This is a genomic window from Grimontia sp. THUN1695, from assembly GCF_059704325.2.
In genome coordinates, this window is record NZ_AP046576.1 from 117131 (window position 1) to 140006 (window position 22876).

Annotated in this window: 18 protein-coding genes; 5 read left to right on the top strand and 13 right to left on the bottom strand. The window is 49.5% G+C overall.

Going from position 1 to position 22876, the window contains the following annotated elements; all coding sequences use genetic code 11:
• Window positions 1-355 precede the first annotated feature (355 nt).
• A complete protein-coding gene (locus AC6IB1_RS00575) occupies window positions 356-1504 on the top strand; it encodes a Na/Pi symporter (RefSeq protein ID WP_497566464.1) in 1149 nt (382 codons plus the stop codon).
• Window positions 1505-1857: 353 nt separating this feature from the next.
• Window positions 1858-2043 (top strand): YgaP-like transmembrane domain, encoded by a 186-nt coding sequence (locus AC6IB1_RS00580; RefSeq protein ID WP_497566674.1) that lies wholly within the window; start codon window positions 1858-1860, stop codon window positions 2041-2043.
• Window positions 2044-2059: 16 nt separating this feature from the next.
• Here the strand turns inward: AC6IB1_RS00580 and arfB are convergent, their stop codons facing one another.
• From arfB to AC6IB1_RS00605, 5 genes are all read right to left on the bottom strand, one after another.
• Complete coding sequence (gene arfB / locus AC6IB1_RS00585; RefSeq protein WP_497566465.1) at window positions 2060-2473, bottom strand: alternative ribosome rescue aminoacyl-tRNA hydrolase ArfB; 414 nt, start codon at window positions 2471-2473, stop codon at window positions 2060-2062.
• 83 nt (window positions 2474-2556) lie between these two features.
• On the bottom strand, window positions 2557-3474 hold the full coding sequence (locus tag AC6IB1_RS00590; RefSeq protein ID WP_497566466.1) for a DMT family transporter: 918 nt from the start codon (window positions 3472-3474) through the stop codon (window positions 2557-2559).
• Window positions 3475-3773: 299 nt separating this feature from the next.
• A complete protein-coding gene (tkt, locus tag AC6IB1_RS00595) occupies window positions 3774-5768 on the bottom strand; it encodes a transketolase (protein WP_497566467.1) in 1995 nt (664 codons plus the stop codon).
• A 107-nt stretch (window positions 5769-5875) separates the two neighbouring features.
• On the bottom strand, window positions 5876-6826 hold the full coding sequence (gene tal / locus AC6IB1_RS00600) for a transaldolase (RefSeq protein ID WP_497566468.1): 951 nt from the start codon (window positions 6824-6826) through the stop codon (window positions 5876-5878).
• Window positions 6827-7068: 242 nt separating this feature from the next.
• Window positions 7069-8067 carry a sugar-binding transcriptional regulator gene (locus tag AC6IB1_RS00605; protein ID WP_005502821.1) on the bottom strand — a complete coding sequence of 333 codons (999 nt, stop codon included), beginning with the start codon at window positions 8065-8067 and terminating at the stop codon, window positions 7069-7071.
• A 375-nt stretch (window positions 8068-8442) separates the two neighbouring features.
• On the opposite strand from AC6IB1_RS00605, the gene AC6IB1_RS00610 reads away from it, so the two are divergent.
• Window positions 8443-11013, top strand: a complete 2571-nt coding sequence (locus AC6IB1_RS00610) for an EAL domain-containing protein (protein ID WP_497566469.1) — start codon at window positions 8443-8445, stop codon at window positions 11011-11013.
• Between the two features lie 4 nt (window positions 11014-11017).
• Here AC6IB1_RS00610 and AC6IB1_RS00615 read toward each other — a convergent pair whose 3' ends face one another.
• On the bottom strand, window positions 11018-12112 hold the full coding sequence (locus AC6IB1_RS00615; protein WP_497566470.1) for an anhydro-N-acetylmuramic acid kinase: 1095 nt from the start codon (window positions 12110-12112) through the stop codon (window positions 11018-11020).
• A 150-nt stretch (window positions 12113-12262) separates the two neighbouring features.
• Between AC6IB1_RS00615 and nagZ the strand changes: the two genes are divergently transcribed.
• Complete coding sequence (gene nagZ, locus AC6IB1_RS00620; protein ID WP_497566471.1) at window positions 12263-13267, top strand: beta-N-acetylhexosaminidase; 1005 nt, start codon at window positions 12263-12265, stop codon at window positions 13265-13267.
• A gap of 100 nt (window positions 13268-13367) precedes the next feature.
• Here nagZ and AC6IB1_RS00625 read toward each other — a convergent pair whose 3' ends face one another.
• Window positions 13368-13529 (bottom strand): hypothetical protein, encoded by a 162-nt coding sequence (locus tag AC6IB1_RS00625; RefSeq protein WP_497566472.1) that lies wholly within the window; start codon window positions 13527-13529, stop codon window positions 13368-13370.
• 652 nt (window positions 13530-14181) lie between these two features.
• Between AC6IB1_RS00625 and AC6IB1_RS00630 the strand changes: the two genes are divergently transcribed.
• A complete protein-coding gene (locus AC6IB1_RS00630) occupies window positions 14182-14511 on the top strand; it encodes a MaoP family protein (RefSeq protein ID WP_005502810.1) in 330 nt (109 codons plus the stop codon).
• A gap of 110 nt (window positions 14512-14621) precedes the next feature.
• On the opposite strand, the gene AC6IB1_RS00635 is transcribed toward AC6IB1_RS00630, so the two are convergent.
• From AC6IB1_RS00635 to AC6IB1_RS00660, 6 genes are all read right to left on the bottom strand, one after another.
• A complete protein-coding gene (locus tag AC6IB1_RS00635) occupies window positions 14622-16085 on the bottom strand; it encodes a transposase (RefSeq protein ID WP_497566473.1) in 1464 nt (487 codons plus the stop codon).
• Between the two features lie 93 nt (window positions 16086-16178).
• Window positions 16179-16349 carry a XapX domain-containing protein gene (locus tag AC6IB1_RS00640; RefSeq protein ID WP_497566474.1) on the bottom strand — a complete coding sequence of 57 codons (171 nt, stop codon included), beginning with the start codon at window positions 16347-16349 and terminating at the stop codon, window positions 16179-16181.
• Between the two features lie 301 nt (window positions 16350-16650).
• Window positions 16651-17541, bottom strand: coding sequence for an aspartoacylase (locus AC6IB1_RS00645; RefSeq protein WP_497566475.1), 891 nt, complete (start codon window positions 17539-17541; stop codon window positions 16651-16653).
• A 242-nt stretch (window positions 17542-17783) separates the two neighbouring features.
• Window positions 17784-20648: an aminomethyl-transferring glycine dehydrogenase gene (gcvP, locus tag AC6IB1_RS00650; RefSeq protein ID WP_497566476.1), complete on the bottom strand. Its 2865-nt coding sequence runs from the start codon at window positions 20646-20648 to the stop codon at window positions 17784-17786.
• 15 nt (window positions 20649-20663) lie between these two features.
• Window positions 20664-21041, bottom strand: a complete 378-nt coding sequence (gcvH, locus tag AC6IB1_RS00655; protein WP_497566477.1) for a glycine cleavage system protein GcvH — start codon at window positions 21039-21041, stop codon at window positions 20664-20666.
• Between the two features lie 130 nt (window positions 21042-21171).
• Window positions 21172-22572: an L-serine ammonia-lyase gene (locus AC6IB1_RS00660; RefSeq protein ID WP_497566478.1), complete on the bottom strand. Its 1401-nt coding sequence runs from the start codon at window positions 22570-22572 to the stop codon at window positions 21172-21174.
• Window positions 22573-22876 lie beyond the last annotated feature (304 nt).

Genomic DNA, 22876 nt, shown 5'->3' on the forward strand with positions numbered 1-22876 from the left:
GAAAAAATAGTTATATATCAGTGAGCTAGTCTGTTAAGCAAATAACAAAAAACCATGAAAAGGAAAGGGTTACCTGAAGTCTTTTTCTTAATAATGAAACGTTTTAGGGTGGGCTGTGCGGTTTCATTATCCCGATGATACGACAGTCATGTTGTTATCGGTAACAGTTCGAAACATTTCCCTGTCTTGCTATCAGTCATTTTTGTCGAAATGATTTAAGAAGTTTTTGCTTGGTCGTATTTTGCGCGTAAAAAGTTTAAAAAAATCGCTGTTGAAATCTTGTATTCATATTTCTGTAATATTCAGTTCATAGCATCCACTTCGAACTGAAAACATTATTATCAGGAAGTGAGTTATGAGCATCCAGTCTGATGCGCTACAAGGACCGCAGTCCGCAAACCCCAAACGCGCCATCCAATGGGCAACCCTTATTGGTATGCTGTATTTGCTGCTGGTTTCTGTTTCTATGATCGGCAGTGGTTTCAAGTGGGCTGTAGGTGAGCAGGCAATAGAGCTTTTCGAGTTTGCTTCTAATCCTGTTGCTGGCTTGATGATTGGTATCGTTGGTACTGCACTGATTCAATCTTCAAGTACTGTCACGGCGATTATTGTAGGACTGGTTGCTGGAGGCTTGCCCGTTGCGACAGCGATACCAATGGTCATGGGGGCCAATATTGGTACCACAGTGACCAATACGCTGGTAAGCCTTGGTCACGCCCGTTGTAAAGACGAATTCCGCCGCGCCTTTGCATGTGCCACTGTCCATGATTTTTTCAACCTGTTTGCGGTTGCTCTTTTTCTGCCGCTGGAAATGATGACCGGTTTTCTGGCGAAAATATCAGCCTGGTTGGTGTCACCACTGATGCAGGCAGACAACCTGAGCCTGAAAGGCCTGAACTTCATCAAACCCCTGACAAAACCGATGGTCAGTGGTGCCAAATCCCTGTTTGAAATATTCCCCGGCACGCTGGGTGGTGTGGCTCTGGTAATATTCGGTATTCTTCTGGTGGTGGTGTCTATCACAGTGATGGGCAAACTGATGAAGAAATTGATGGTGGGTAAAGCGCGTGAAGTGCTGAACAGTGCGATTGGCCGTGGCCCGCTACACAGCATTGCTTCCGGTACGTTGGTGACGATTCTGGTTCAATCCTCTTCCACCACGACAAGCTTGATGGTACCGCTGGTTGGCACCAATGTGTTGAGCGTGCGTCAGGTCTATCCATTTACCCTCGGTGCAAATATCGGTACCTGTATCACTGCGCTGCTGGCAGCCACTGCTGTGACGGGGGGAAATGCCGTATTCGCATTGCAGATTGCCTTGGTTCACCTGGCTTTCAATGTATTGGGTATTCTGGTTATCTTCGGCGTTCCTTTCTTACGTGAGCTACCACTCAAATGTGCAGAGCTATTGGCTGAGTATGCAGCCAAGACCAAACTGGCTGTTGTGGCTTACCTTGGGGCTGTATTTGTGCTGCTACCGGGTCTGGTGTTGTCAGTGTCTTAACCGCTCTAAGAAGATAACAAAAGAAAAGCCCTGCCTATTTAAGGTCAGGGCTTTTTGCTTTGAGGAATATCAGTGCTCATGGGAGGCAAAAAGGCTTGCAAACCTGCCTGTGTCTGTTCAGGAATTGGACAACTCCGGCAGGTGTTCTGGCATCTATGATTGCACACCATGGAGGACACAGAGACAAGGCCGGTGACAGCTTGTGCCGGTTTAATGTGATGTCTGGGTGCAAAAATATAAAATTAGCGACAAGTTAATTAGATTATGCTAAAATAAATGTATTCAGGTGAAATGTTACGAATGAGGAGGTGGTTATGTCACAGGTTGATTCAGGTTCTGATCAAGGAAAAGGGATGTCACTTGAAGGTGCAGTGCGGATTTTTGCTGGCGTAATGGTGCTGGTTTCTTTAGCACTCACGATATGGGTAAACCCGTTGTTTATCTGGTTGACTGTATTTGTCGGGTTTAACCTTATCCAGAGTGCCTTTACGGGGTTTTGTCCTGCGGCCATGGTGTTTAAGAAATTAGGTTTTCGTTGAATCCGGTATGTTGAGGTTAGATCTTCACTTTTCCGCGCAGTGATTTGGTTTTTCCGCGCTGGGTTTTCGCATCCATCCGCTTTCTCTGGGAAGAACGGGTGGGTTTGGTGGCCCGGCGTGCTTTCTGCACAACAGTCACGCTTTTAATCAGCGTTTGCAGGCGCTGCAATGCATCTTCACGGTTCTTTTCCTGAGTCCGGAATTGCTGCGCTTTGATCACGATGATGCCGTCTTTACTCAGACGGCTGTCTTTCAGCGCAAGTAGGCGGTCTTTGTAAAACGCTGGCAATGATGACGCGTTAATGTCGAAGCGAAGGTGTACTGCTGACGACACTTTATTCACATTTTGTCCGCCGGCTCCCTGGGCACGGATATAGGAAAGATCAATCTCGTCATCGGGGATTGATACGTTGTGTGAAATAAACAACATGTCTTTTTTCTCTTCAGGTCGGCAGTCCATGGTTCAGGAGGCGGTACTATAACCAAGCTGACTGCCTGTGCCTACCCGTGTAACTAACTGGAGGTCACCGGTTTTTGGGCGCGGGAGAGGTTGGCAATCAGAATGCCGGCAACGATAAAAGCCATACCCAGCCAGTGATATCCCTGTAGCTGTTCGCCAAGCAGCAGCATCGAGAAGATAAGCCCGAAAACCGGGATCAGGTGCATAAACTGCCCGGTTGTTGCCGCGCCCATCCGTTGCACCGCCGCATTCCAGCAAAAGAAAGCAATGCCAGAGGCAAAAATGCCGGTGTAGAGTGAAATGGCAATGCTCTCCCAGGTAACAGGCATGGTTTCAATCCACACTGATTCAGCCAGATAGACCGGCAGCAACATCAGGTTGCCGAGAAACACGGTATATCCCAGCATGGGTAAGCCTTTTAGCGCGGCGGGAAGCTTTTGTACCAATACGGAATAGGTCGCCCAGACCAAAATAGCAAACAGGGCGATCAGCTCGCTCTGGCCGATGGCAAAACCGATAGCCAACTGCCCTTTCGTAATGATGAGCAATACTCCAACAGCGGACACACAGATGGCAAACGTCTGCTTAAAAGTGGTGAACTGGCGAAACAGCACGAACTGGACCAGCAAAATCATCAATGGCGAGGAAGATTGCAAGATCACCACGTTGGTGGAGAGGGTGTCCTCAAGCGCGATGTAAACCAGCGTGTTGTACCCTGCGACACCAAAGAGCGCGAGCAGCAGTACCAGCCGCCAGTGTTGCCTGAACAGGGGAAATTGCTGCTGCATTGGACCGATGACAAAAGGCGCCAGCACCAGTGAGGCTATTGTCCAGCGCCAGAAAGCGAGCCCGATAGGTGGGATCGATTCATTGACCAGCTTGGCCAGTGTGATATTGCCAGCCCAACTCATGGTCGCGATAACGGCGAGCAAAATAGAGAGCCAGGCCAGTGAGGGACGGGTATGGGTCATATGCCTGTAGAATCATTACACTCAAGCCGTCCAGTTAGGCACCTTGTTAACGCTTTGGCAACAACCTGACGTCAGCAATGTGCCATTACTCACTTTGTGTGGGAATTCAGTCGTACACTATGACGGTGATGGCAATCGAAAAGCTTACATAAGGGTTTAAAAGGAAAACGCTGAACTCACCAAATATGACCACCAACAGGGTCTGTGTCAGAACCTAAAGTCACTTTTCGCAGCCGCTTTTGCTAGCCCAAAAAAGAAAAAACCCGCCGGTTGGCGGGTTTGGAAAGGGGTATTGGCGCTTATGCCAGCAGCTCTTTGGCTGTCTCCACCACGTTTTCGGTGGTGAAACCAAACAGCTTGAACAGTTGGTCTGCCGGTGCAGATTCACCGAAACTGTTCATGCCGATGATACGACCATCAAAGCCGACATACTTGTACCAGAAGTCGGCAATACCCGCTTCGATAGCGATGCGTGCCGTCACGTCTGATGGCAGTACGGCTTCGCGGTATGCGGCATCCTGTTTGTCGAAGGTGTCAGTCGATGGCATCGATACCACACGAACCGCTTTGCCTTCTGCGCTCAGCTGTGCGGCTGCGTCTACTGCCAGCTCTACCTCTGAACCCGTTGCAATCAGGATAAGCTCTGGCTGGCCTGTACAGTCTTTCAGGATGTAACCACCTTTGGCGATGTCAGCCACCTGCTCTGCGGTACGGTCTTGCTGTGCCAGGTTCTGGCGCGAGAAAATCAGCGAGGTTGGGGCGTCTTTACGCTCAATCGCCAGTTTCCACGCGACGGCAGATTCTACCTGGTCACACGGACGCCAGGTGCTCATGTTTGGTGTCAGACGCAGGGATGCGATTTGCTCAACTGGCTGGTGGGTTGGGCCGTCTTCACCCAGGCCGATAGAGTCGTGGGTGTAAACCTGAATGTTCTGCACTTTCATCAGTGCCGCCATACGCATGGCGTTACGCGCGTATTCCATGAACATCAGGAAGGTGGCGCCGTAAGGCACAAAACCACCGTGCAGGGCGATACCGTTGATGATGGCGGTCATGCCGAACTCACGCACACCGTAGTGGATGTAGTTGCCGGAGGCATCGTCAGCAGTCAGCGATTTGGAGCCAGACCACATGGTGAGGTTTGACGGCGCAAGGTCAGCAGAGCCACCCATAAATTCTGGCAGCAGTTTGCCGAACGCTTCCAGCGCGTTTTGCGACGCTTTACGTGAGGCAATGTTCGCAGGGTTGGCTTGCAGGTCAGCAATGATTTGGTTCGCTTGCGCTTCCCAGTCTGCGGGCAGTTCACCGCTCATGCGGCGTTTAAATTCTGCCGCCAGCTCTGGGTAAGCCGCTTCATACGCGGCAAACTTCTCGTTCCATGCGTTTTCTTTGGCTGCACCGGCTTCTTTGGCATCCCATGCGCTGTAAACGTCTGCCGGGATTTCAAATGGGCCGTGTTCCCAACCGAGGAATTCACGCGCTGCTTTGATTTCATCATGGCCCAGTGGTGCACCGTGACAGTCGTGAGAGCCGGCTTTGTTTGGCGAACCGAAACCAATGATGGTTTTGGTACAAATCAGGGTAGGACGACCGGTTTCTGCTTTCGCCGCTTCAATCGCAGCGTTGATAGCGTCTGCGTCGTGACCGTCTACTGCCGGGATAACATGCCAGCCATAAGATTCGAAACGCTTCGGCGTGTCGTCAGTGAACCAGCCTTCAACGTGACCGTCGATAGAGATGCCGTTGTCATCCCAGAATGCGATCAGTTTACCAAGGCCCAGCGTCCCCGCCAGTGAACACGCTTCGTGCGAGATGCCTTCCATCAGACAGCCGTCGCCAAGGAACACGTAAGTGTTGTGGTCAACGATGTCGTGGCCGTCGCGGTTAAATTGTGCCGCCAGTGCTTTTTCCGCAATCGCCATACCCACCGCGTTGGTGATGCCCTGACCCAGCGGACCCGTGGTGGTTTCAACGCCCGGTGCGTAACCGTATTCCGGGTGACCCGGGGTTTTCGAGTGCAGCTGGCGGAAGTTTTTCAGATCGTCGATAGACAAATCGTAACCGGTCAGGTGCAGCAGAGAGTAAATCAGCATAGAGCCGTGGCCGTTAGACAGCACGAAGCGGTCACGGTCAGCCCACGCAGGGTTTTGAGGGTTGTGGTTCATGTGGTCGCGCCACAGCACTTCGGCGATGTCCGCCATGCCCATGGGGGCACCTGGGTGACCAGAGTTAGCTTGTTGTACACCGTCCATGCTGAGGGCACGGATTGCATTGGCAAGGGTTTTACGTTCCATCTTGGGCTTACCTTGTTGAAGTGTGTTCAAATCTGATTTCAATCAAGCGAATGATATAGGAAACAAGAGAGCGGCAATAGCCGCTCTGGGTAAATCTGTTTTTCCGGTTACAGCATACTGCGGATCATGTCTTCCAGTTTGCCTTGGTCAACGGCAAAATTGCGGATACCTTCAGCCAGTTTCTCAACCGCCATCGCATCCAAATTGTGTTCCCACAGGAATTCAGCATGAGTCATTGGTGCTGGACGCGCTTTTACGTCTACATTGTCGTTCAGTTTCTGCACCACGTCCCCTTCTGCATCAGACAGCTCTTGCAGCAGTTGTGGACTGATGGTCAGGCGGTCACAGCCTGCCAGCTCTAGGATTTCACCAGTGTTACGGAAGCTCGCGCCCATAACCACGGTGTCATAGCCGTGCTCTTTGTAGTAGTTATAGATCTTGGTAACAGACAGCACACCTGGGTCTTCTGCTGCTTCAAAATCACGGCCTTCTTTGGCTTTGTACCAGTCCATGATGCGGCCAACGAATGGTGAAATCAGGTATACACCGGCTTCTGCACAGGCACGTGCCTGGGCGAAAGAGAAAAGCAGGGTCAGATTACAGTTGATGCCTTCTTTTTCTAACACTTCCGCCGCACGGATACCTTCCCAGGTTGACGCCAGCTTGATCAGGATACGGTCATTGCTGATACCTGCTTCGTTATACATGCTGATAAGCTTACGCGCTTTGGCGACGCTGCCTTCGAAATCATAAGAAAGGCGCGCATCGACCTCGGTAGAAATACGGCCAGGGATCACTTTCAGGATCTCTTTACCGATGTTAACTGCCAAGCGGTCACTCGCATCAGCCAGTTGTTGCTCAATATCGTTGCTTTTTGCTTTTGCATACGCAATCGCTTCTTCGATCAGCGGCGCATATTTCGGGATTTCGGCGGCTTTCAGGATAAGGGAAGGGTTAGTGGTTGCGTCTTGAGGTTGGTATTTAGTGATCGCATCAATATCACCCGTGTCAGCAACCACGGTTGTGAGCTTGCGTAATTGTTCCAGTTTCGTGCTCATCTTTTAAGCCTTTTGTTTATTTAATAGGGGCCCAGGACAGTGCACTTGCACACTTGATGTATCGGGGTAAAAAACCAAATGAACAAATGCAACATGCCTGAGCAAATGATGAAGTCATATTTGTGTTTTTGTGCGATAAAGTCAACGTTCTGATCTGATAAATATCACCGTGATCTCATGGAAACGTTTGCTATTTACCCTCTCTGTTGAATATGCGATGAAGCCAACGTGGTTAACCCGATTCATCTACATTCATTATCGACCATATTCAATAATGCCATTGCACAACTTGCGCTGGTCGCCAGAATATCAATCGTGCCGGTTTTCAGAGCACCAAGAATAGACAACGCTTTCCTGCTTTCACTGGCTATCGCGATAACATTGGGGATGCGCTTTAAATCACTCATTTCAAGGCCAACAACCCGATTCCGCATCAGGGTTTTGGCGCTGCTGCCATCGAGCTTAAAAAAATCAAAGCCACCAATATCTCCCACAATTCCATCATTGAGACGTGCTTCAACAAATTCACGGGCTGAGAAGCAACCCAGCTTTACCATGTGGCTGTTTTCATCCATGTCACCGATACCGACCAAGGCAAATTCTGCCTTTCGCGCCTGATTGAGGGTTTCGTTAATGTTGGGGTGGCTTAAAAACACATCACGGATTTGCGGTGTATCCACATAGGCAGGCGCGTACAAGGTTTCACTGCTGCCGCCAAACTTTTTTGCCAGCCGACGGCAGATGTGGTCCGCATTAATGATGTCACCGCTGCGGTGTGTGCCGCCAATCGCACAGACAAAGCGTGCATTGCGGTGTGATACGATGCCTGGGTGATCAGCGACGGCCGCTACGTTTTGTCCCTGACCGACAGCAACAACCATTCCTTCCTGTAAGTTTCCGTCCAGAAATGAGGAAACCAGCATTGCGACCTGGATGCGTTGTTCCTGGACGCTCGGTTGGTCAAGCGCGATCAACGCCCGTTTCAGGCTGAACTTTTCCATTAGCCTTTGCTCCAGTTGTGCGCTGTGCACGGGGTGAAACTTGACGGAAATTTCGACGATCCCTTCTTCGCGCGCCCTGCGCAACAGACGGCTAACCTTAGCCCGGCTGATCCCAAATTTTTTGGATATCTCTTCCTGTGTTGTGTTCTGTTGATAATAGAGAATCGCTATCTCGGTGAGAAAATTAGTGTCATCAAGCAGGCTTTCAAAGTTGCCGCTCAATGTGTGTGTGGAAATCATTCGGGTATCCTGCTGTATATGAACTGATACAGAGTCTACGGCGTTTTAGAGAAACGAACAAATGTTCAGTAGTGGATCATATGTTTGCAGCTACATTTTGCGATCACATTTATTAGTGAAGCATGTATCTGAACCAATTTATTTGTGTGTTATGTCCTCTGAATGTTTGAAAAAGTAGTCATTCGTATCTAGATTGAAACTATCTTTGTCAAAATTTATTTGCAGCCACCTTCGTGCCACCTTCGTTTAGTCACGGTTTCAGTGAAATTATAGAAGGCTGCGTATTGGTTGGTTTATATGGCCCAGGTATCGAACATCTTTGCTCTCGTCAACGTTGTTTGTTTGCCCCTCACTCTCCAGACCCGGGAGCAATGAATGAAATTTCAGCCTTTGATCCCGAACCGTCCGCTTTGGTTGTCTGCGGCGTTTTTTGTCATACTCTTGAGTACACTCGTGGGCGCACGGTTTGCCGGGCTCTTTCCTGCCTTGGTGGCTTCACCGGAGAATGTAGAGACAAGCTATAGCTATTTTGTTGATAATACTAATAGCCACGTACTCAGCTATGTCCGGGAGTCGGCCAGTTTCCGCACCATTGAGGATCCAAAAGACATTCCCTGGTCGCTCGGTGAGAAATCCTATTGGGTGCAGTTGGAGATTCAAAACTTTGAATCCGAATACCGTCACCTAACACTCTATTTTGATACGCCGATGATAGATAGGCTCAATATTTACCAGTATGACGAGTCTGGTCGTGAAGTTAAGCGTTGGCGGCTAGGCGACAGTCTTGAAAGAGGCTATCTGGTCGGAGATATGCCGCCAGCTATCCATTTTATGATGGAAGGCTTCGAGCGCTCCTACATCTATCTTCATGTTTATTCTAAAGGGATACCTGTTATGCCGATCTGGGTAATGGATAAACATGATTTCCATACCTTGACCCAGCTTTTGCACGCAATATGGGGGGGCTTTACTGCCATTATGCTGACAGTGGCGGCGTATACGTTTGCGGTATACGCGATGTTGCGTGAAAGGGTATATATCGTCTATACCCTTTACGTGCTGGTCTCAATGGTCCAGTTGGGCGCGGTGCACGGGTTTGGTATTTATCTGTTTCCGGCACCTATCCAGGTTTTCTTCAGTAACAATACGGTGGGTCTGACATTTGGCCTTTTTCTGCTTTCGCTTCTGTATGCCTATCTGTATTTGCGTTCTCACAAAGTCAAAAGCTTTCTCAGGCAGGTCGTGAATTATGCCATGATGGTGCTGTTAGGGCTGATGTTGATTTCTTTTGTTACCCCAGAATATATTGCTGCGACTTTCCTTATTGCCGTCCAACCGGTGTTTTATCTCCTTATCGGCATACTGGTATGGAAGCGTTGGACGATGGCACAGAAGTGGAGCCCAATGTTCACTTTCTCTTGGATACCCTTGGTGATATCGGGTATTTTTCCGCCACTGTTGATCACCGGCACCATTGAATATTCTCTGGCGTCCCGTTACGCCTTTATGTTGGGGAATGTCACTGCGGTAATGTTTATGGCCTTGGCGCTGGCAGAGCGTTTCCGTCAGCAACGGGAGCAATCGGTGTATCAAATGACCCATGACACGGTGTCTGCCACGCCTAATGTTAATGTTCTTTCCTTGGTGATGGATAACCTGATAGACCGCAACCGTGCGTTCACCCTGTGCTGCTTTCAGATAGACAGATTTAACTCTCTGGCGCCTTATATGTCTTCACAGCAAAAAAAAGTCTTCATCGGTGAAGTGTGCGATCGCCTGCATCAATCACTGGATTGCGATACTGTACAGGTGTTGGAAAGCGGTGATGATCGCACACACCGTATTGCCTGCATCAATGATGGGCTGTTTGGTTTTGTGGTGTTATCGACGGAAAAAGCGAAAATAAAACTGTTATTGGCAAGTGTGCTTGATGAGGTCGACAACTACGTCGAGCTTAGTGATCTCAGTATTCGTACTCAGGGCACGATTGGTTCAAGTGAATTTCCCAAAGATGGAAATCAACATGACACGTTACTGCGCAAAGCGATGCAGGCAGTGGCGGAAACATCACCAATAGAAAAGCGGCTCAATACCTATGATTCGTTGAACAGTTTCAATCGAACGTTAAATATGTCGTTGGTGTCTGATCTGAAAAAAGCCATCGAGAGAGACGAACTGGATCTGTATCACCAGCCACAAGTAGATTTGCGCACAGGGTCAATTCATGGTTCAGAAGTATTGCTGCGATGGGATCACCCGAAGTATGGCCAGGTTTCACCGGAGGTTTTCGTCAAATTGGCGGAAGAGGTGGGGCTGATTAATGATTTAACGCTGTGGGTTATTAAGCGTGCTTTTTACCAGCAAAGTAAACTGATTGAGCTGGGTTTTAGCCGTCGGCTGTCTATCAATGTCAGTGCATCTGATATCGTTATTCCCAATCTGGTTGATAGAATCGCTGATATCGCCCAGAAGTACCATGTGCCGACAGGAACGCTTTCTCTGGAGCTGACAGAGTCAACCATGGTGTCAGACTACGATAGCCTGCATGAAGTTATCGATCGTCTATCAGAGTATGACATTGAAGTGTCGATTGATGATTATGGCACGGGCTACTCGTCGCTGACCTACTTGTCCCAGTTACCATTTACTGAGTTAAAAATTGACCGGAGCTTTATTAAGACCCTGACCAGCAGCCCACGTAAACAGAACATTGTCCGTGCTACGACTGAAATGGCCAAATCGTTGGGTTTGATGGTAGTGGCAGAAGGGGTGGAAGATTTGGAAACGGCCTCGGTGCTGAAACGTTATGGCGTCGATATTGCCCAAGGCTATCACTATTCACGACCTCTCAGTTTCAGCCAGTACCTGTTATACCTGAAGCGGACAGCGCACCAGGTGCCGGTTGTCCTTAAAAGGTCAAACCGCTTTGGTGCGCAATCGGGATAATACATTAATCAGGGTAATAGATGGCGCCAAGCCTGCATGGGCGACTGGCGCCGGTGACATCGGGCAGGTTACCTGGTTTTCCTTCAAGGGCCTGCTGTGCCAGCCAGGCAAATGCCAGTGCTTCCAGATAATCGCCATCAACGCCTTTGTCATCTGTCGTCATCACTTGCCAGTCTGGTAACAAGGCTTGAAGCGCAGCCATCAAGGCGTTGTTTCTGGCACCACCGCCACATACCAATACCTCGCCTTGCCTAAAGCGGCGCACATCATTTGCAATTGAATGGGCTGTGAAGGCGAGCAGGGTAGCTTGCACATCCTCAGGTTTCACTGGCTCGTTGAACAGGTTGAGCTGGGCGTTCAGCCAACTGTGGTTAAACAATTCGCGTCCGGTGCTTTTCGGTGCCGGAAGCGCAAAATAATCATCACTGAGCATTTGGCTCAACAGGGCTTGATTCGTCGACCCGCTTGCTGCCCAAGCACCGTCTTTGTCGTAGGGCTTGCCGAGATGTTGGTGGACCCAACTGTCCATCAGCATATTGCCCGGGCCGGTATCGTAACCTACAACAGGATTACCCGGTGAAAGCACGGAGATATTGGCAATGCCGCCAATGTTAAGTACCACTGTTGTGGTGTCTTTCATGCCAAAAAGATACTGGTGAAATGCAGGAACCAAGGGCGCGCCCTGTCCGCCAAGTGCCATGTCTTTGCGGCGGAAGTCGGCGACGGTCGTAATGCCTGTTAATGCCGCAATCAGGTTGGCATCGCCCAGTTGCATCGTAAAGGGCATTGGGCCTGTCGGCTTATGGAACACAGTTTGGCCGTGACAGCCAATAGCGGCAATGGCAGTGGCTTCCAGCCCCTTTTCGTCTAGGAAACGGTTCACCGACCCGGCGTAGGTTTTCCCCAGAAAATGGTCAATCGTCCCTATTTCTTCAAGTGTGACGGGCGCACCTTGGCTGAGCGCGATTAGCTTGTCTTTCAGTGTTTCCGGGAAGGGGTACATGGCCTGATGATGCAGCACAACACCGGCATCAGAGAAAGAAGCCGCGACCATATCAATGCCATCCAAGCTGGTGCCGGACATGATACCGATATACATATGTTCAATTTACCTGAGTACCTTGGGTTTCCTAAGTCTCTCACACCATAGGAAAAGAGGGTATTAAATTCCGGAATTGGGCTTTTTAGCGTGTGCATGTCAGCGTAATATGTTGCCCAACATATTGAATAAACCGAACAGGAGCGAACCATGGGCCCATTGTGGCTGGATGTTGAGAGATGTGAACTCGACGCAGAAGAGCGAGAATTGCTTCAACACCCGACCGTTGGCGGTGTCATTCTTTTTGCCCGCAATTACCACGACAGCCAACAGTTGGCTGCGTTGACCACTGCTATCCGAAAAGCAGCGAAACGGCCAATTTTGATTGGTGTCGATCAGGAGGGAGGACGTGTTCAGCGCTTTCGCGAACAGTTTACGCTGATCCCACCGGCACAATCTTATGCACAAATGCGCGACGGTCTGGCCATTGCCCAGGAATCGGGGTGGTTGATGGCAGCGGAGTTGATGGCCCACGATATCGACATCAGTTTTGCCCCAGTGCTGGATCGTGGTTTTGACTGTAAAGCGATTGGTAGCCGGGCGTTTGGTGAGGATAATGATACGGTGATTCGCTACTCCACCGCGTTTATGAAAGGCATGAAAGAAGCAGGAATGGCCACCACCGGTAAACACTTCCCGGGACATGGGGCAGTGATTGCTGACTCACACGTTGAAAGTCCGAAAGATGAGCGTGACAACCTGTTCGAGCAGGACATGGCGATTTTTACTGCCCAGATAGAGGCTGGCGTGTTGGATGCCATGATGCCCGCGCACGTGATTTATCCCCACTATGACGATTTGCCTGCCAGTGGTTCGCCTTACTGGCTGAAGCAGATTCTCCGTGAACAACTTGGCTTTAAAGGGATTGTGTTTTCAGACGACCTGAGCATGGAAGGCGCGACCGTGATGGGCGGCCCGGCAGAACGTTGTAAGCAATCTTTAGCCGCAGGTTGCGATATGCTGCTACTTTGCAACAATCGCCAGTCTTCTATTGAAGCCCTCGACAACCTGCCAATCATTGAGGTACCACAAGCGGTCAATTTAGCCAAGAAAAAGCATTTCAGCGTAAAAGAGTTGCAAGGGACTGAAAGGTGGCGAGAAGCCCAAAAACGCATCGAGGCCTTTCATGTCGAGTGGCAGGAAAAGCAAGAGTAAGTCGGCAGGCAGATGATTTGCCATGCTCCACATTGGAATGCCAGTCGCTTGAAACAATAAAACCAGCGTTAAAAAACGCTGGCTTTTTTACATCAACGCATCAATCGAACGGGTAATAATCCTCTTGAAGTGAACGACCAGGACGCGTCTTGCGACGTGCCTTTTTGCCACGTTGTCGATCATCGAATTCATCGTGGAATTTAGAATGAAACTTCTCTTTGCGCTTTATGTCGTCTCTCAGCCACTGTTCCCACTTGGCCATTATTTATACCTTGTTCGTTTATCAATGCGTCGGAATAGATTCTGGTTTTAACAAACGCAGTTAACATTGCGTCAGTTGATGTCGTTGAAAATATAGCCGATGTATTGTGACTTATTGATGATGTTTTCTTGGCATGACTATGACACCAATTCCAAACAAGCATAGTTCCTGTATTACGAATAAATAAAACGAAAAAATTCACTGCTATCGATGAAAGTTTTCGATAGCTGTGGGCAAAACCTTACTCATTGGAAGATGAAAGGATAACTGCGTTTTTTCCTGTGTCCGCGTGCGCTCGTTATCGGGCTGTAAAGCAGTAAAAGTGTGATGTAAGGTCTAATGCTTGACTGATGATGCGAAGGAAGTAGAGGGAATTTTCTAGGGGTGTAGTGGTGAAAAAATGGTCAGGCAATGACATTTTTTACACAGTTACAATAAGTTACTTTTTGACCATCTCGACGTGATATAGCCTTACTGCTACCTTTGATGAAATTAGTTAAAGTTTATCTAGATAAAACTCGACAGAATTCGAAATCACCGCTATAAACCGCATTAAGAATTAAATTTATTAATCGTCAGTTCAACAATATTTTGCTTTACACCTTAGTGGTTTAATGAAGAATAAGGCACGAATTTGTTAAGGAGCTAAATAATGTTTAGTGGTCAAAAGTTTTTTGATGACAAGCATTTTCCAAAAGGTTTTGCTCGTTCAGGGTATTTTACCATCAAAGAAGCACAACTATTGGAAAGCTGTGGCCGTACCATGAAGGCATTGTTCGATGGTACCATGGTCCCACAAGACGAAGAGCAGCAAAAGTTTGTTGACGAAGTGAAGGGGCGTCGTGCGGCTGAATCAAGCTACGCTCTTTGCTGGTTGAAGTATCTGAAAGAGATCAACCACAAACATGTCGTCTACAATCTTTGCTCCACTTCCCGCAGTAGCGCGAGTGAAGATTACTCTGATCTTGAAGCTGACGAGTAACATCTATAACGTCAAAATAAAAAAGCGAGCATTTGAGGCTCGCTTTTTTACTGCCTGACATCTAGGGTTTTGGATGGTAAAAAGCCAGCAGACCCTAAGAGTTGTAACGATTACGCGAGCAAATTTTCCAACGTATAGGGATGGCGTGTTAACCCTAGTGCCTGTGCTGGTGTGAAGCCGTCACTTTTTAGGTAACATAAATTGTTCCATGCCCGGAATATATCGAGTAACGGGAGCAATCCCCCTGGGCGTAACCGGCGTCTTGGCTCATCAATCAGGGAACGGAAGTGATGATGGAAGCGATCTTGATACTCTTCCAATGCGGTTGTTGAAGCACACTGTAACCAATCTACTTCATTACCCATATCACGACCTAAGTGGCAAATTGCTTTGGCTTCGTCCCCTTGTTGGCTAAATGCCCAACGGTCACGCCACCAGCTAAGTAGCATGATGTCGATATTTTCTATTGTATTGCTTTTTTTCCACTGTGGTGTCTGTGCAACATACACCGGATGACATTGCTTATTGCGTAGACGCTCTTTGAATACACTGATAATGGCAGAGCGGAGCAATGTTTCCTGGGGCAAATAAATGGTTAGATTTTCCCAGTCGTCTGTCAGCTCTTGTAACCGCAAGTAGTGAGCATAGGCGGCATACTGTGGCCTGATCAAACATCCTTTCGAGGGATAGTCGATGTGGATTGGGCGTGTGTAAATGTCTTCGACATTTGCGCGGGAAAGCACTTCCTTGTATTTGGCGTTGATTTGGCTCAGCAGATCTGTGTGATCTGGCTCATGCGATTCCTGGATGTGTACAAAACTGTCCGGTACCAGACGTGAATTGACTGTACACATATCAACAGACTCTTTGGGTTTGTTTTCTTCCGAGGAATAATTGATGTTTTGTAGCAGCACATAACCTTGATTTGCATCGCCTGTCGTCAGCCAAAGCACGCCGTTGTTGCTGTTAGGCTGCAGAGGGGTTAATGCGCATGCCAATGGATGTTGTTTTGCCAGTTGCATAAAGCGGGCGTCAACACTTGCCAGCTTGTTCCGACATCGTGCAGCGATCTGCTCCAGATGATCGTAGAACGTTTTGGGATTGATGTGGAGTTTTCGGCAAATTTCGCGCACCGGATGACCGGTAAACAGCAAGTCTAACAGGTGCTGTTGCATGCCTAGTTTCTGGTTGGTATTTGACCACTTGTCAACAAAAGTCGACTGACAGTGCTTACAGCGATAGCGCTGGCGATCACCGCTGTAGCCAAATGCATGATAGTGTTCGCGGTGAGTTAAAACAGGTTTGCCATACGCTTCGCAGCCTTCTGTGCAGCAGGCTGCAAGGTTGCCTGCGTCCTGCTTTTTCAGGCGATTGAGTTCTTCAATAACGCCTTGGTTGTTAAGAAGAGGAGGAAAGGCACCACACTCTCTGCATACCAGGCCGGGACGGGATGGATCCGTATTCTGAAGCAAATAATACTTCTCATCACTCAATCCAAAGTTTCGACACGCCAATGTTTTACAGAAGTTGAGTTGTAATCCATCTGCCGCCGGCGGTAGCTTCCCTGTCGACACCAGTCCTCCTCGAATTCTTTTATGTCATAGATAGAAAATGAAAACCGGCGCTGTGATAAGCGCGTCAAATGGTTTCAGTACAGATGCGCGGTACTAGGAAAAAAATCGTGTGATCATGGCTTGGTAGATAACGCCCCCAAGATAAATACCTACAATGCCCATAATGCCGGAAATAACCGGTGGAGCAGGCAAAGGTAATTTCACGGCACTAAAGAAAAAACCCACAATGGCGCCAGCGAATAGCGCTAATAAAATTTCACTCATTAATATAATCCCTTTGTGTTTGCATCAAAAACAGCAATATTTATTAGTCTTTGTGTCATTACTGTTAATATTTCTTGAACCCAGTCTAGGGGTCATGCAACACGCTTCAGCAGATCCCGATCACAATCACTGCGTTTCTATTTCGTTTTTTGTATATTGATTACTAATTGTGTTGTTTTAGCGATGTATATCACATTTAAGCTTAAAGATCATCTGACCTATAATGAGATAGCGTTGAAGGGGATGTAGCGAACACAGCAGAAAATAAGCAAGCGCCGCAGAATGTGGCGCTTGTTTCCCGTTATTTGATCACGGTGATATCGACTTTTTTACCTAAAGACATAGCGAGATTGTTATCGTAGTAAGCGGCTTCATTAATAAAATGTGGATAGGCTTCATAGTTGCCATTCCAGCAGATTTCTGAGCCATCGAATGTGGTAAAGATAGGATCGCCGTTTTTTAGGGGGGTGAAGTCGGCATCCTGAACATTTTTATGCACCATGCCGATGCGTTCCCCCTGCGCGTTTTCCGGAAGTTTCAGTGTTTCTACATAACGGTAGGCTGAGATGGTGTCCGGCAGTTCAGGTACTTCACCTTTGTTGTACAGATCAACAAAATCAAGAATATGTCCTGTCATGTTGTCCATCCACTCCAGCACATCCTGGCGGACCACTGACTGTGGTTGTGGACCCACTTCTACAATAATGCCCTGATTGGCAATGGAGCAAAGGAATAATTGCTCGTCCATAGAGCAGTGATCTTCAAACAGGATCACGGCATTTTCTATTTGTTCCGAAACGTAAGCAGCCAGTTGCGTGTTGAACGCATCATTTTTCAGCAAGATAAGGGTGGGGCCCATGTTGCTGGTGGTATTGTGTAAATCAATGATCAGGTCGGTGCGGGCGTTGCCTTTTGGACCCAACTGTTGGTTGATGGCTTTCGCCCGGCTTTGTTCATAATTACCGAGTGACGGATTGTCGAGATCGGCCGGGGCAAACTGGCGGTTCAAATCGCAATCGATATACCGTTTATTGTCACGAAATGCATTGGGGTTAGCGAAAAGCGTTTCTGTTTCGAAGCTTGGGCGGCTGATAAGGGCGGGAGTCTCCTGCCACTTTCTAAGAAGATAAATGCCGCTGAATTCGTTTCCATGGGTGCCGCCAACAATGGCAACCCGGTTGAATGTATTCATCCTTGTCCTCTCCTGAACGACGAAACGCCAATATATCAGGGCGATGGACATTCCCCAAGGGGCAAAGTACCTATGAAAATGAATTTTTATTCGCTACGTAAATTTATATATGCAAATGGGGTGATCTGGTCAAAAAATCCCTCACGTTAAGTGAGGGACTTCTGTATAAAAGACAGGCTCTGCAGGTGGTTTCTTTACTATTCGAGTTAGTCTCCAACTCGGTTATCTATGATTAAAAACGCTCATTCTTCCATATAGCTTTCAATGCTTGGGCAAGAACAAATCAGGTTACGGTCACCATATACGTTATCGACGCGGTTAACGGTCGGCCAGTATTTGGCATCTTTCGACTGTGCGCTTGGGAAGCAGGCCAGTTCACGGCTGTACGGGTGATCCCACGCTGTTGCCATCAAGTCAGACTGGGTGTGTGGAGCATTAACCAGTGGGTTGTCATCCAGTGGCCATTCACCGTCCTGTACTTTGGCGATTTCTTCGCGGATTGCGATCATCGCGTCACAGAAACGATCCAACTCCGCTTTGTCTTCACTTTCTGTCGGCTCAATCATCAAGGTGCCGGCAACCGGGAATGACATCGTAGGCGCATGGAAACCGTAGTCCATCAAACGCTTGGCGATGTCTTCCTCAGAAATACCTGATGCCTCTTTGATTGGGCGGATGTCGATAATGCATTCGTGTGCGATGCGGCCGTGAGTGCCACGGTAAAGCACCGGATAGTAAGGACGCAGGCGTTCCATCACATAGTTTGCACTCAGGATGGCAACCTTGGTGGCTTCCGTCAGCCCTTGCTCGCCCATCATGGCAATGTATGCCCAGGAGATAGGCAGGATAGAGGCACTGCCGATTTGCGCTGCAGATACGGCGTAATTTGTGCCTTCAACCACATGACCCGGCAGGAAAGGGGCAAGGTGAGATTTCACGCCAATTGGTCCCATGCCCGGACCACCGCCACCGTGTGGGATACAGAAAGTTTTGTGCAGGTTAAGGTGAGAAACATCAGAACCGATAAAGCCCGGGCTGGTAAGCCCTACCTGTGCGTTCATGTTCGCGCCGTCGAGGTAAACCTGGCCGCCCGCTTCATGAACCCGTTCGCACACTTCCTGCACCGCTTCTTCATATACGCCGTGGGTAGACGGGTAGGTGATCATGATGCAGGACAGTTCGTTGCGGTGTTTTTCAATCTTCGCTTTCAGATCATCAATGTCGATGTTGCCGTTCTCATCACAGCCTACCACCACCACTTTCATGGAAACCATTGCCGCCGATGCCGGGTTGGTGCCGTGCGCTGAGCTTGGGATCAGACAGACATTACGATGACTTTCGCCACGGCTTTGGTGATAACGCTGGATGGCAATCAAGCCAGCATATTCACCCTGCGCGCCAGAGTTAGGTTGCAGGGACATCGCGTCGTAACCTGTGATTTCACACAGCATTTTATTCAGGGATGCTGCAAGTTCAGCGTAACCCTGTGCCTGATCTGCGGGCACAAAGGGGTGCAGGGCACCGAACTCTGGCCAGGTAACAGGGATCATCTCTGCCGCTGCATTCAGCTTCATGGTACAGCTGCCAAGCGGGATCATGCCGTGTGTCAGGGAGAAGTCTTTGTTTTCCAGTTTCTTCATGTAACGCATCAACTGGGTTTCACTGTGGTAGGTGTTAAACACAGGGTGCGTCAGGAAATCGGTGGTGCGGCGGCACGCTTTTGGAATGGCCGCGAACTCGTCTGCTTCGACGGAGGAGGCGTATTGCGCCACGTCTGTTTCGTCGGTCAGTGCAGCAACCAGCGCGTTTACCTCTGCAAGTGTCGTGGTCTCGTCAAAGCTGATGCCGATTTGGCCGTCCAGTTTGCGAAGGTTGAAACCGGCATCCTGCGCTTTCTGGAGCAGGGTATCGGTCTGGTCGCCGGTGTTCAGCGTAATGGTGTCGAAGAAATCATGGAATGCCAGCGTGATGCCTGCATGGTTAAACGCCGCTGCGGCAAGGGCTGTCAGGTGGTGTACACGACGGCCAATTTTTTTCAGGCCTTCCGGACCGTGATACACCGCGAAGAACGCCGCCATGTTGGCCAGCAGTGCCTGCGCGGTACAGATATTAGAGGTGGCTTTTTCGCGGCGGATATGCTGCTCGCGGGTCTGCATGGCCATGCGAAGCGCCTGATTGCCCTTGGCATCGATAGATACGCCAATTACACGGCCAGGCATGGTGCGTTTCAGTTTGTCACGGGTTGCCATAAAAGCGGCATGAGGGCCACCAAAGCCCATTGGCACGCCAAAGCGCTGCGCTGAGCCAATCACCACATCTGCACCCATTTCACCCGGTGCTTTCAGCAGGGTAAGGGACAGTAAATCTGCAGCCACTGTAACCAGTGTTTTGTTGGCCTGCGCTGCCGCGATAAGGTCTGTCAGATCGCGCACCTGACCGGTCGTGCCGGGATATTGCAGCAAGGCACCGAAGACATCGTGCTGGGGCAGGTTTTCAGCAGCGTCAACCACCACGTCGAAGCCCATGAAGCCGGCGCGGGTATTGATAACATCCAGTGTTTGTGGGTGAACATCATCAGCAACAAAGAAGGCATTGCTCTTGCTCTTTCCGCCACGTTTACACAGTGTCATGGCTTCTGCAGCAGCAGTGGCTTCATCCAGCAGGGAGGCGTTCGCCAGTTCCATACCGGTCAAATCCATCACCATTTGCTGGAAGTTCAGCAGGGATTCAAGGCGGCCTTGCGAAATTTCCGGCTGGTACGGCGTGTAGGCGGTATACCACCCCGGGTTTTCGAGAACATTACGGAGAATGGGCGTCGGTGTGTGAGTGCCATAGTAACCCTGACCGATAAAGCTGCGTTTGATAACGTTTTTGCTGGCAATCGCTTTCAGCTTGTCCAGCATAGCCACCTCACTCAGTGGTGCATCCAGTTCCATCGGCTGTGGCAACCGGATCGCGGCCGGTACGGTTTCTTCAACCAAATGTTCAAGGCTGGTGGCATTGACAGTGGCCAGCATTGCCTGTTGGTCTGATTGGCGCGGGCCATTGTGGCGGGTGACAAACTCGTTGTCTGGCTGCAATTGATCAAGTAAGCGTGATTCTGTCATGACTGTCGTCCTGAATTAGTCTTCGAGAGTTGCCTGATACGCGTCTGCATTCATCAGGTGATCAAGGTTGCTGTCATCAGCCAGCTTGATTTTGGCAATCCATCCGCCTTCGAAAGGGGCTTCGTTGACCAGCTCTGGGCTGTCTTCCAGCTCTTCGTTTACTTCGATCACTTCGCCATTTACCGGACCGTAAATATCTGATGCTGCTTTTACAGATTCTACGAGAGAAAAGCTTTCGCCGATTTCCACGTCGCTTCCCACTTCTGGCAGGTCAACAAACACCACGTCGCCGAGCAGCTGTTGCGCGTGCTCAGAAATGCCTACGGTCACTGTGCCATCGCCGTTGTCTTTTACCCACTCGTGGCTCTCTGTAAACTTCAGGGTTGCATCCATTTTTACTTCTCCGTTTTCAAACGCGTTTGATCGTCGTCGCTTACTGCGACATAACAAGGGTGGCAGGCCGGGAGCTGACCGACCCGCCAATCATTCTGTTTCGCCGTTAAACAGGCAGGATCACCAGACCCTAACAGGCAACAACATTGATGGCGATGGCATGGGTTGCCAGACCGCCCTGTGAGGTTTCCTTGTACTTGCTCATCATGTCTAGCCCTGTTTCGTGCATGGTTTTGATCACGCTGTCGAGGGAAACATGGTGCTCGCCATCGCCACTGAGTGCCAGGCGTGTGGCGTTAATCGCTTTCACTGCGCCCATGGTGTTGCGCTCAATACAAGGCACCTGAACCAAGCCGTTAATGGGATCGCAGGTTAACCCCAGATTGTGTTCCATGCCGATTTCTGCGGCATTTTCAATTTGTGCCGGTGTGGCACCCATGGCGGCAGCGAGTCCCCCTGCGGCCATTGAGCACGCGACGCCGATTTCACCCTGACAGCCGACTTCTGCTGCAGAAATCGACGCATTGGTTTTGTACAGGGAGCCAATGGCGGCGGCAGCAGCAAGGAAGGTGCGGATACCTTCCATGTTGTTGGGTGACACAAATTTATCGTAATAGGCCAACACGGCCGGAATCACGCCAGCTGCCCCATTGGTTGGCGCGGTGACGACACGGCCACCGGCTGCATTTTCCTCATTAACGGCTATGGCAAACATGTTGACCCAGTCATTGGTATCAAGTGGCAAGCCGTCTGAATCTTTCTTTTTGATGCTGTCGTGCAGCTTCTTTGCCCGGCGTTTAAGTTCAAGGCCGCCGGGCAGTACACCGTCTTGCTGGATACCGCGTTCAATACAGGCACTCATAACCTGCCAAATGGCATCAATCTGCTGGTTGACAGTCTCCATGGTCGCGTTTTTATCTTGCGACTTGGCACGGGCAAGTTCATTGGCAAACATGATGTCTGCAATCGACATCTCCTGCTTGTCGCAATGAGCCAATAACTCCAGGGCATTATTAAACGGAAAGGGCGGAACAAAATCTGATGCAAGGGCATCAGTTTCACCTTTTTCCACCACAAAACCGCCACCTACAGAGAAGTAGGTGCGGCAGAGCAATACCTTGCCGTCTGCGCCCGTTGCGGTCAGCGTCATGCCGTTTGGGTGTTCCGGCAGTGCTTGGTCGAAGTGGAAAACCAAATCGGTCTCCCAGTCAAAAGGAACAAACCGGTGTCCATCCAATGGCAACTCTTTGCTGCCTTTGACCATATTGGTCATGGTGGGGATGTCATCAGGATTGACGCTTTCCGGCCATTCCCCCATCAATCCCATCACGCAGGCAACGTCGGTTGCGTGTCCTACCCCGGTTAATGCCAGCGAACCATAAAGGTCGACAGTGACGGTTTCCACGCTGTGGAGTATGTCTTTTTCGCGCAATTCTGTTGCAAACCTGGCACTGGCAACCATGGGCCCGACAGTGTGAGAGCTTGAAGGGCCAACGCCAATTTTGAACAGGTCAAACATGCTGTGACTCATTGCACGTCTCCTTGCTGTTTGTAGGTTACGCACCCCAGCGTCCTGTTTGAATAGGATGTTTTGGGGACCGGGTGATGACTGTCTGCGTCATCGCATGCCCAGTGGGAACGCTGGCGGGCAGTATCACTCTGGGTATCGAAAGCGTGGCGCTTTATTGTTATTGAAGCTTAAACATTTACGTAACATACAAAACGTGTTTGTACCCTGCAAAACAAAATTTCCTATAGGAAACGCTTGATGTGATCTCACAAGCAGTTCTGACAAATGGCTCAGTATTGGCAAAAGGTTATTTCAATACCACAGG

Excerpts from the sequence above, each read along its gene's own strand:
- AC6IB1_RS00640 (WP_497566474.1), bottom strand. The coding sequence starts at position 16,349 with ATGAGTGAAATTTTATTAGCGCTATTCGCTGGCGCCATTGTGGGTTTT.
- AC6IB1_RS00580 (WP_497566674.1), top strand. The coding sequence starts at position 1,858 with ATGTCACTTGAAGGTGCAGTGCGGATTTTTGCTGGCGTAATGGTGCTG.
- nagZ (WP_497566471.1), top strand. The coding sequence starts at position 12,263 with ATGGGCCCATTGTGGCTGGATGTTGAGAGATGTGAACTCGACGCAGAA.
- AC6IB1_RS00590 (WP_497566466.1), bottom strand. The coding sequence starts at position 3,474 with ATGACCCATACCCGTCCCTCACTGGCCTGGCTCTCTATTTTGCTCGCC.
- arfB (WP_497566465.1), bottom strand. The coding sequence starts at position 2,473 with ATGTTGTTTATTTCACACAACGTATCAATCCCCGATGACGAGATTGAT.
- tkt (WP_497566467.1), bottom strand. The coding sequence starts at position 5,768 with ATGGAACGTAAAACCCTTGCCAATGCAATCCGTGCCCTCAGCATGGAC.
- AC6IB1_RS00605 (WP_005502821.1), bottom strand. The coding sequence starts at position 8,067 with ATGATTTCCACACACACATTGAGCGGCAACTTTGAAAGCCTGCTTGAT.
- gcvP (WP_497566476.1), bottom strand. The coding sequence starts at position 20,648 with ATGACAGAATCACGCTTACTTGATCAATTGCAGCCAGACAACGAGTTT.
- gcvH (WP_497566477.1), bottom strand. The coding sequence starts at position 21,041 with ATGGATGCAACCCTGAAGTTTACAGAGAGCCACGAGTGGGTAAAAGAC.
- AC6IB1_RS00615 (WP_497566470.1), bottom strand. The coding sequence starts at position 12,112 with ATGTATATCGGTATCATGTCCGGCACCAGCTTGGATGGCATTGATATG.
- AC6IB1_RS00575 (WP_497566464.1), top strand. The coding sequence starts at position 356 with ATGAGCATCCAGTCTGATGCGCTACAAGGACCGCAGTCCGCAAACCCC.
- AC6IB1_RS00645 (WP_497566475.1), bottom strand. The coding sequence starts at position 17,541 with ATGAATACATTCAACCGGGTTGCCATTGTTGGCGGCACCCATGGAAAC.
- tal (WP_497566468.1), bottom strand. The coding sequence starts at position 6,826 with ATGAGCACGAAACTGGAACAATTACGCAAGCTCACAACCGTGGTTGCT.
- AC6IB1_RS00625 (WP_497566472.1), bottom strand. The coding sequence starts at position 13,529 with ATGGCCAAGTGGGAACAGTGGCTGAGAGACGACATAAAGCGCAAAGAG.
- AC6IB1_RS00610 (WP_497566469.1), top strand. The coding sequence starts at position 8,443 with ATGAAATTTCAGCCTTTGATCCCGAACCGTCCGCTTTGGTTGTCTGCG.
- AC6IB1_RS00630 (WP_005502810.1), top strand. The coding sequence starts at position 14,182 with ATGTTTAGTGGTCAAAAGTTTTTTGATGACAAGCATTTTCCAAAAGGT.
- AC6IB1_RS00660 (WP_497566478.1), bottom strand. The coding sequence starts at position 22,572 with ATGAGTCACAGCATGTTTGACCTGTTCAAAATTGGCGTTGGCCCTTCA.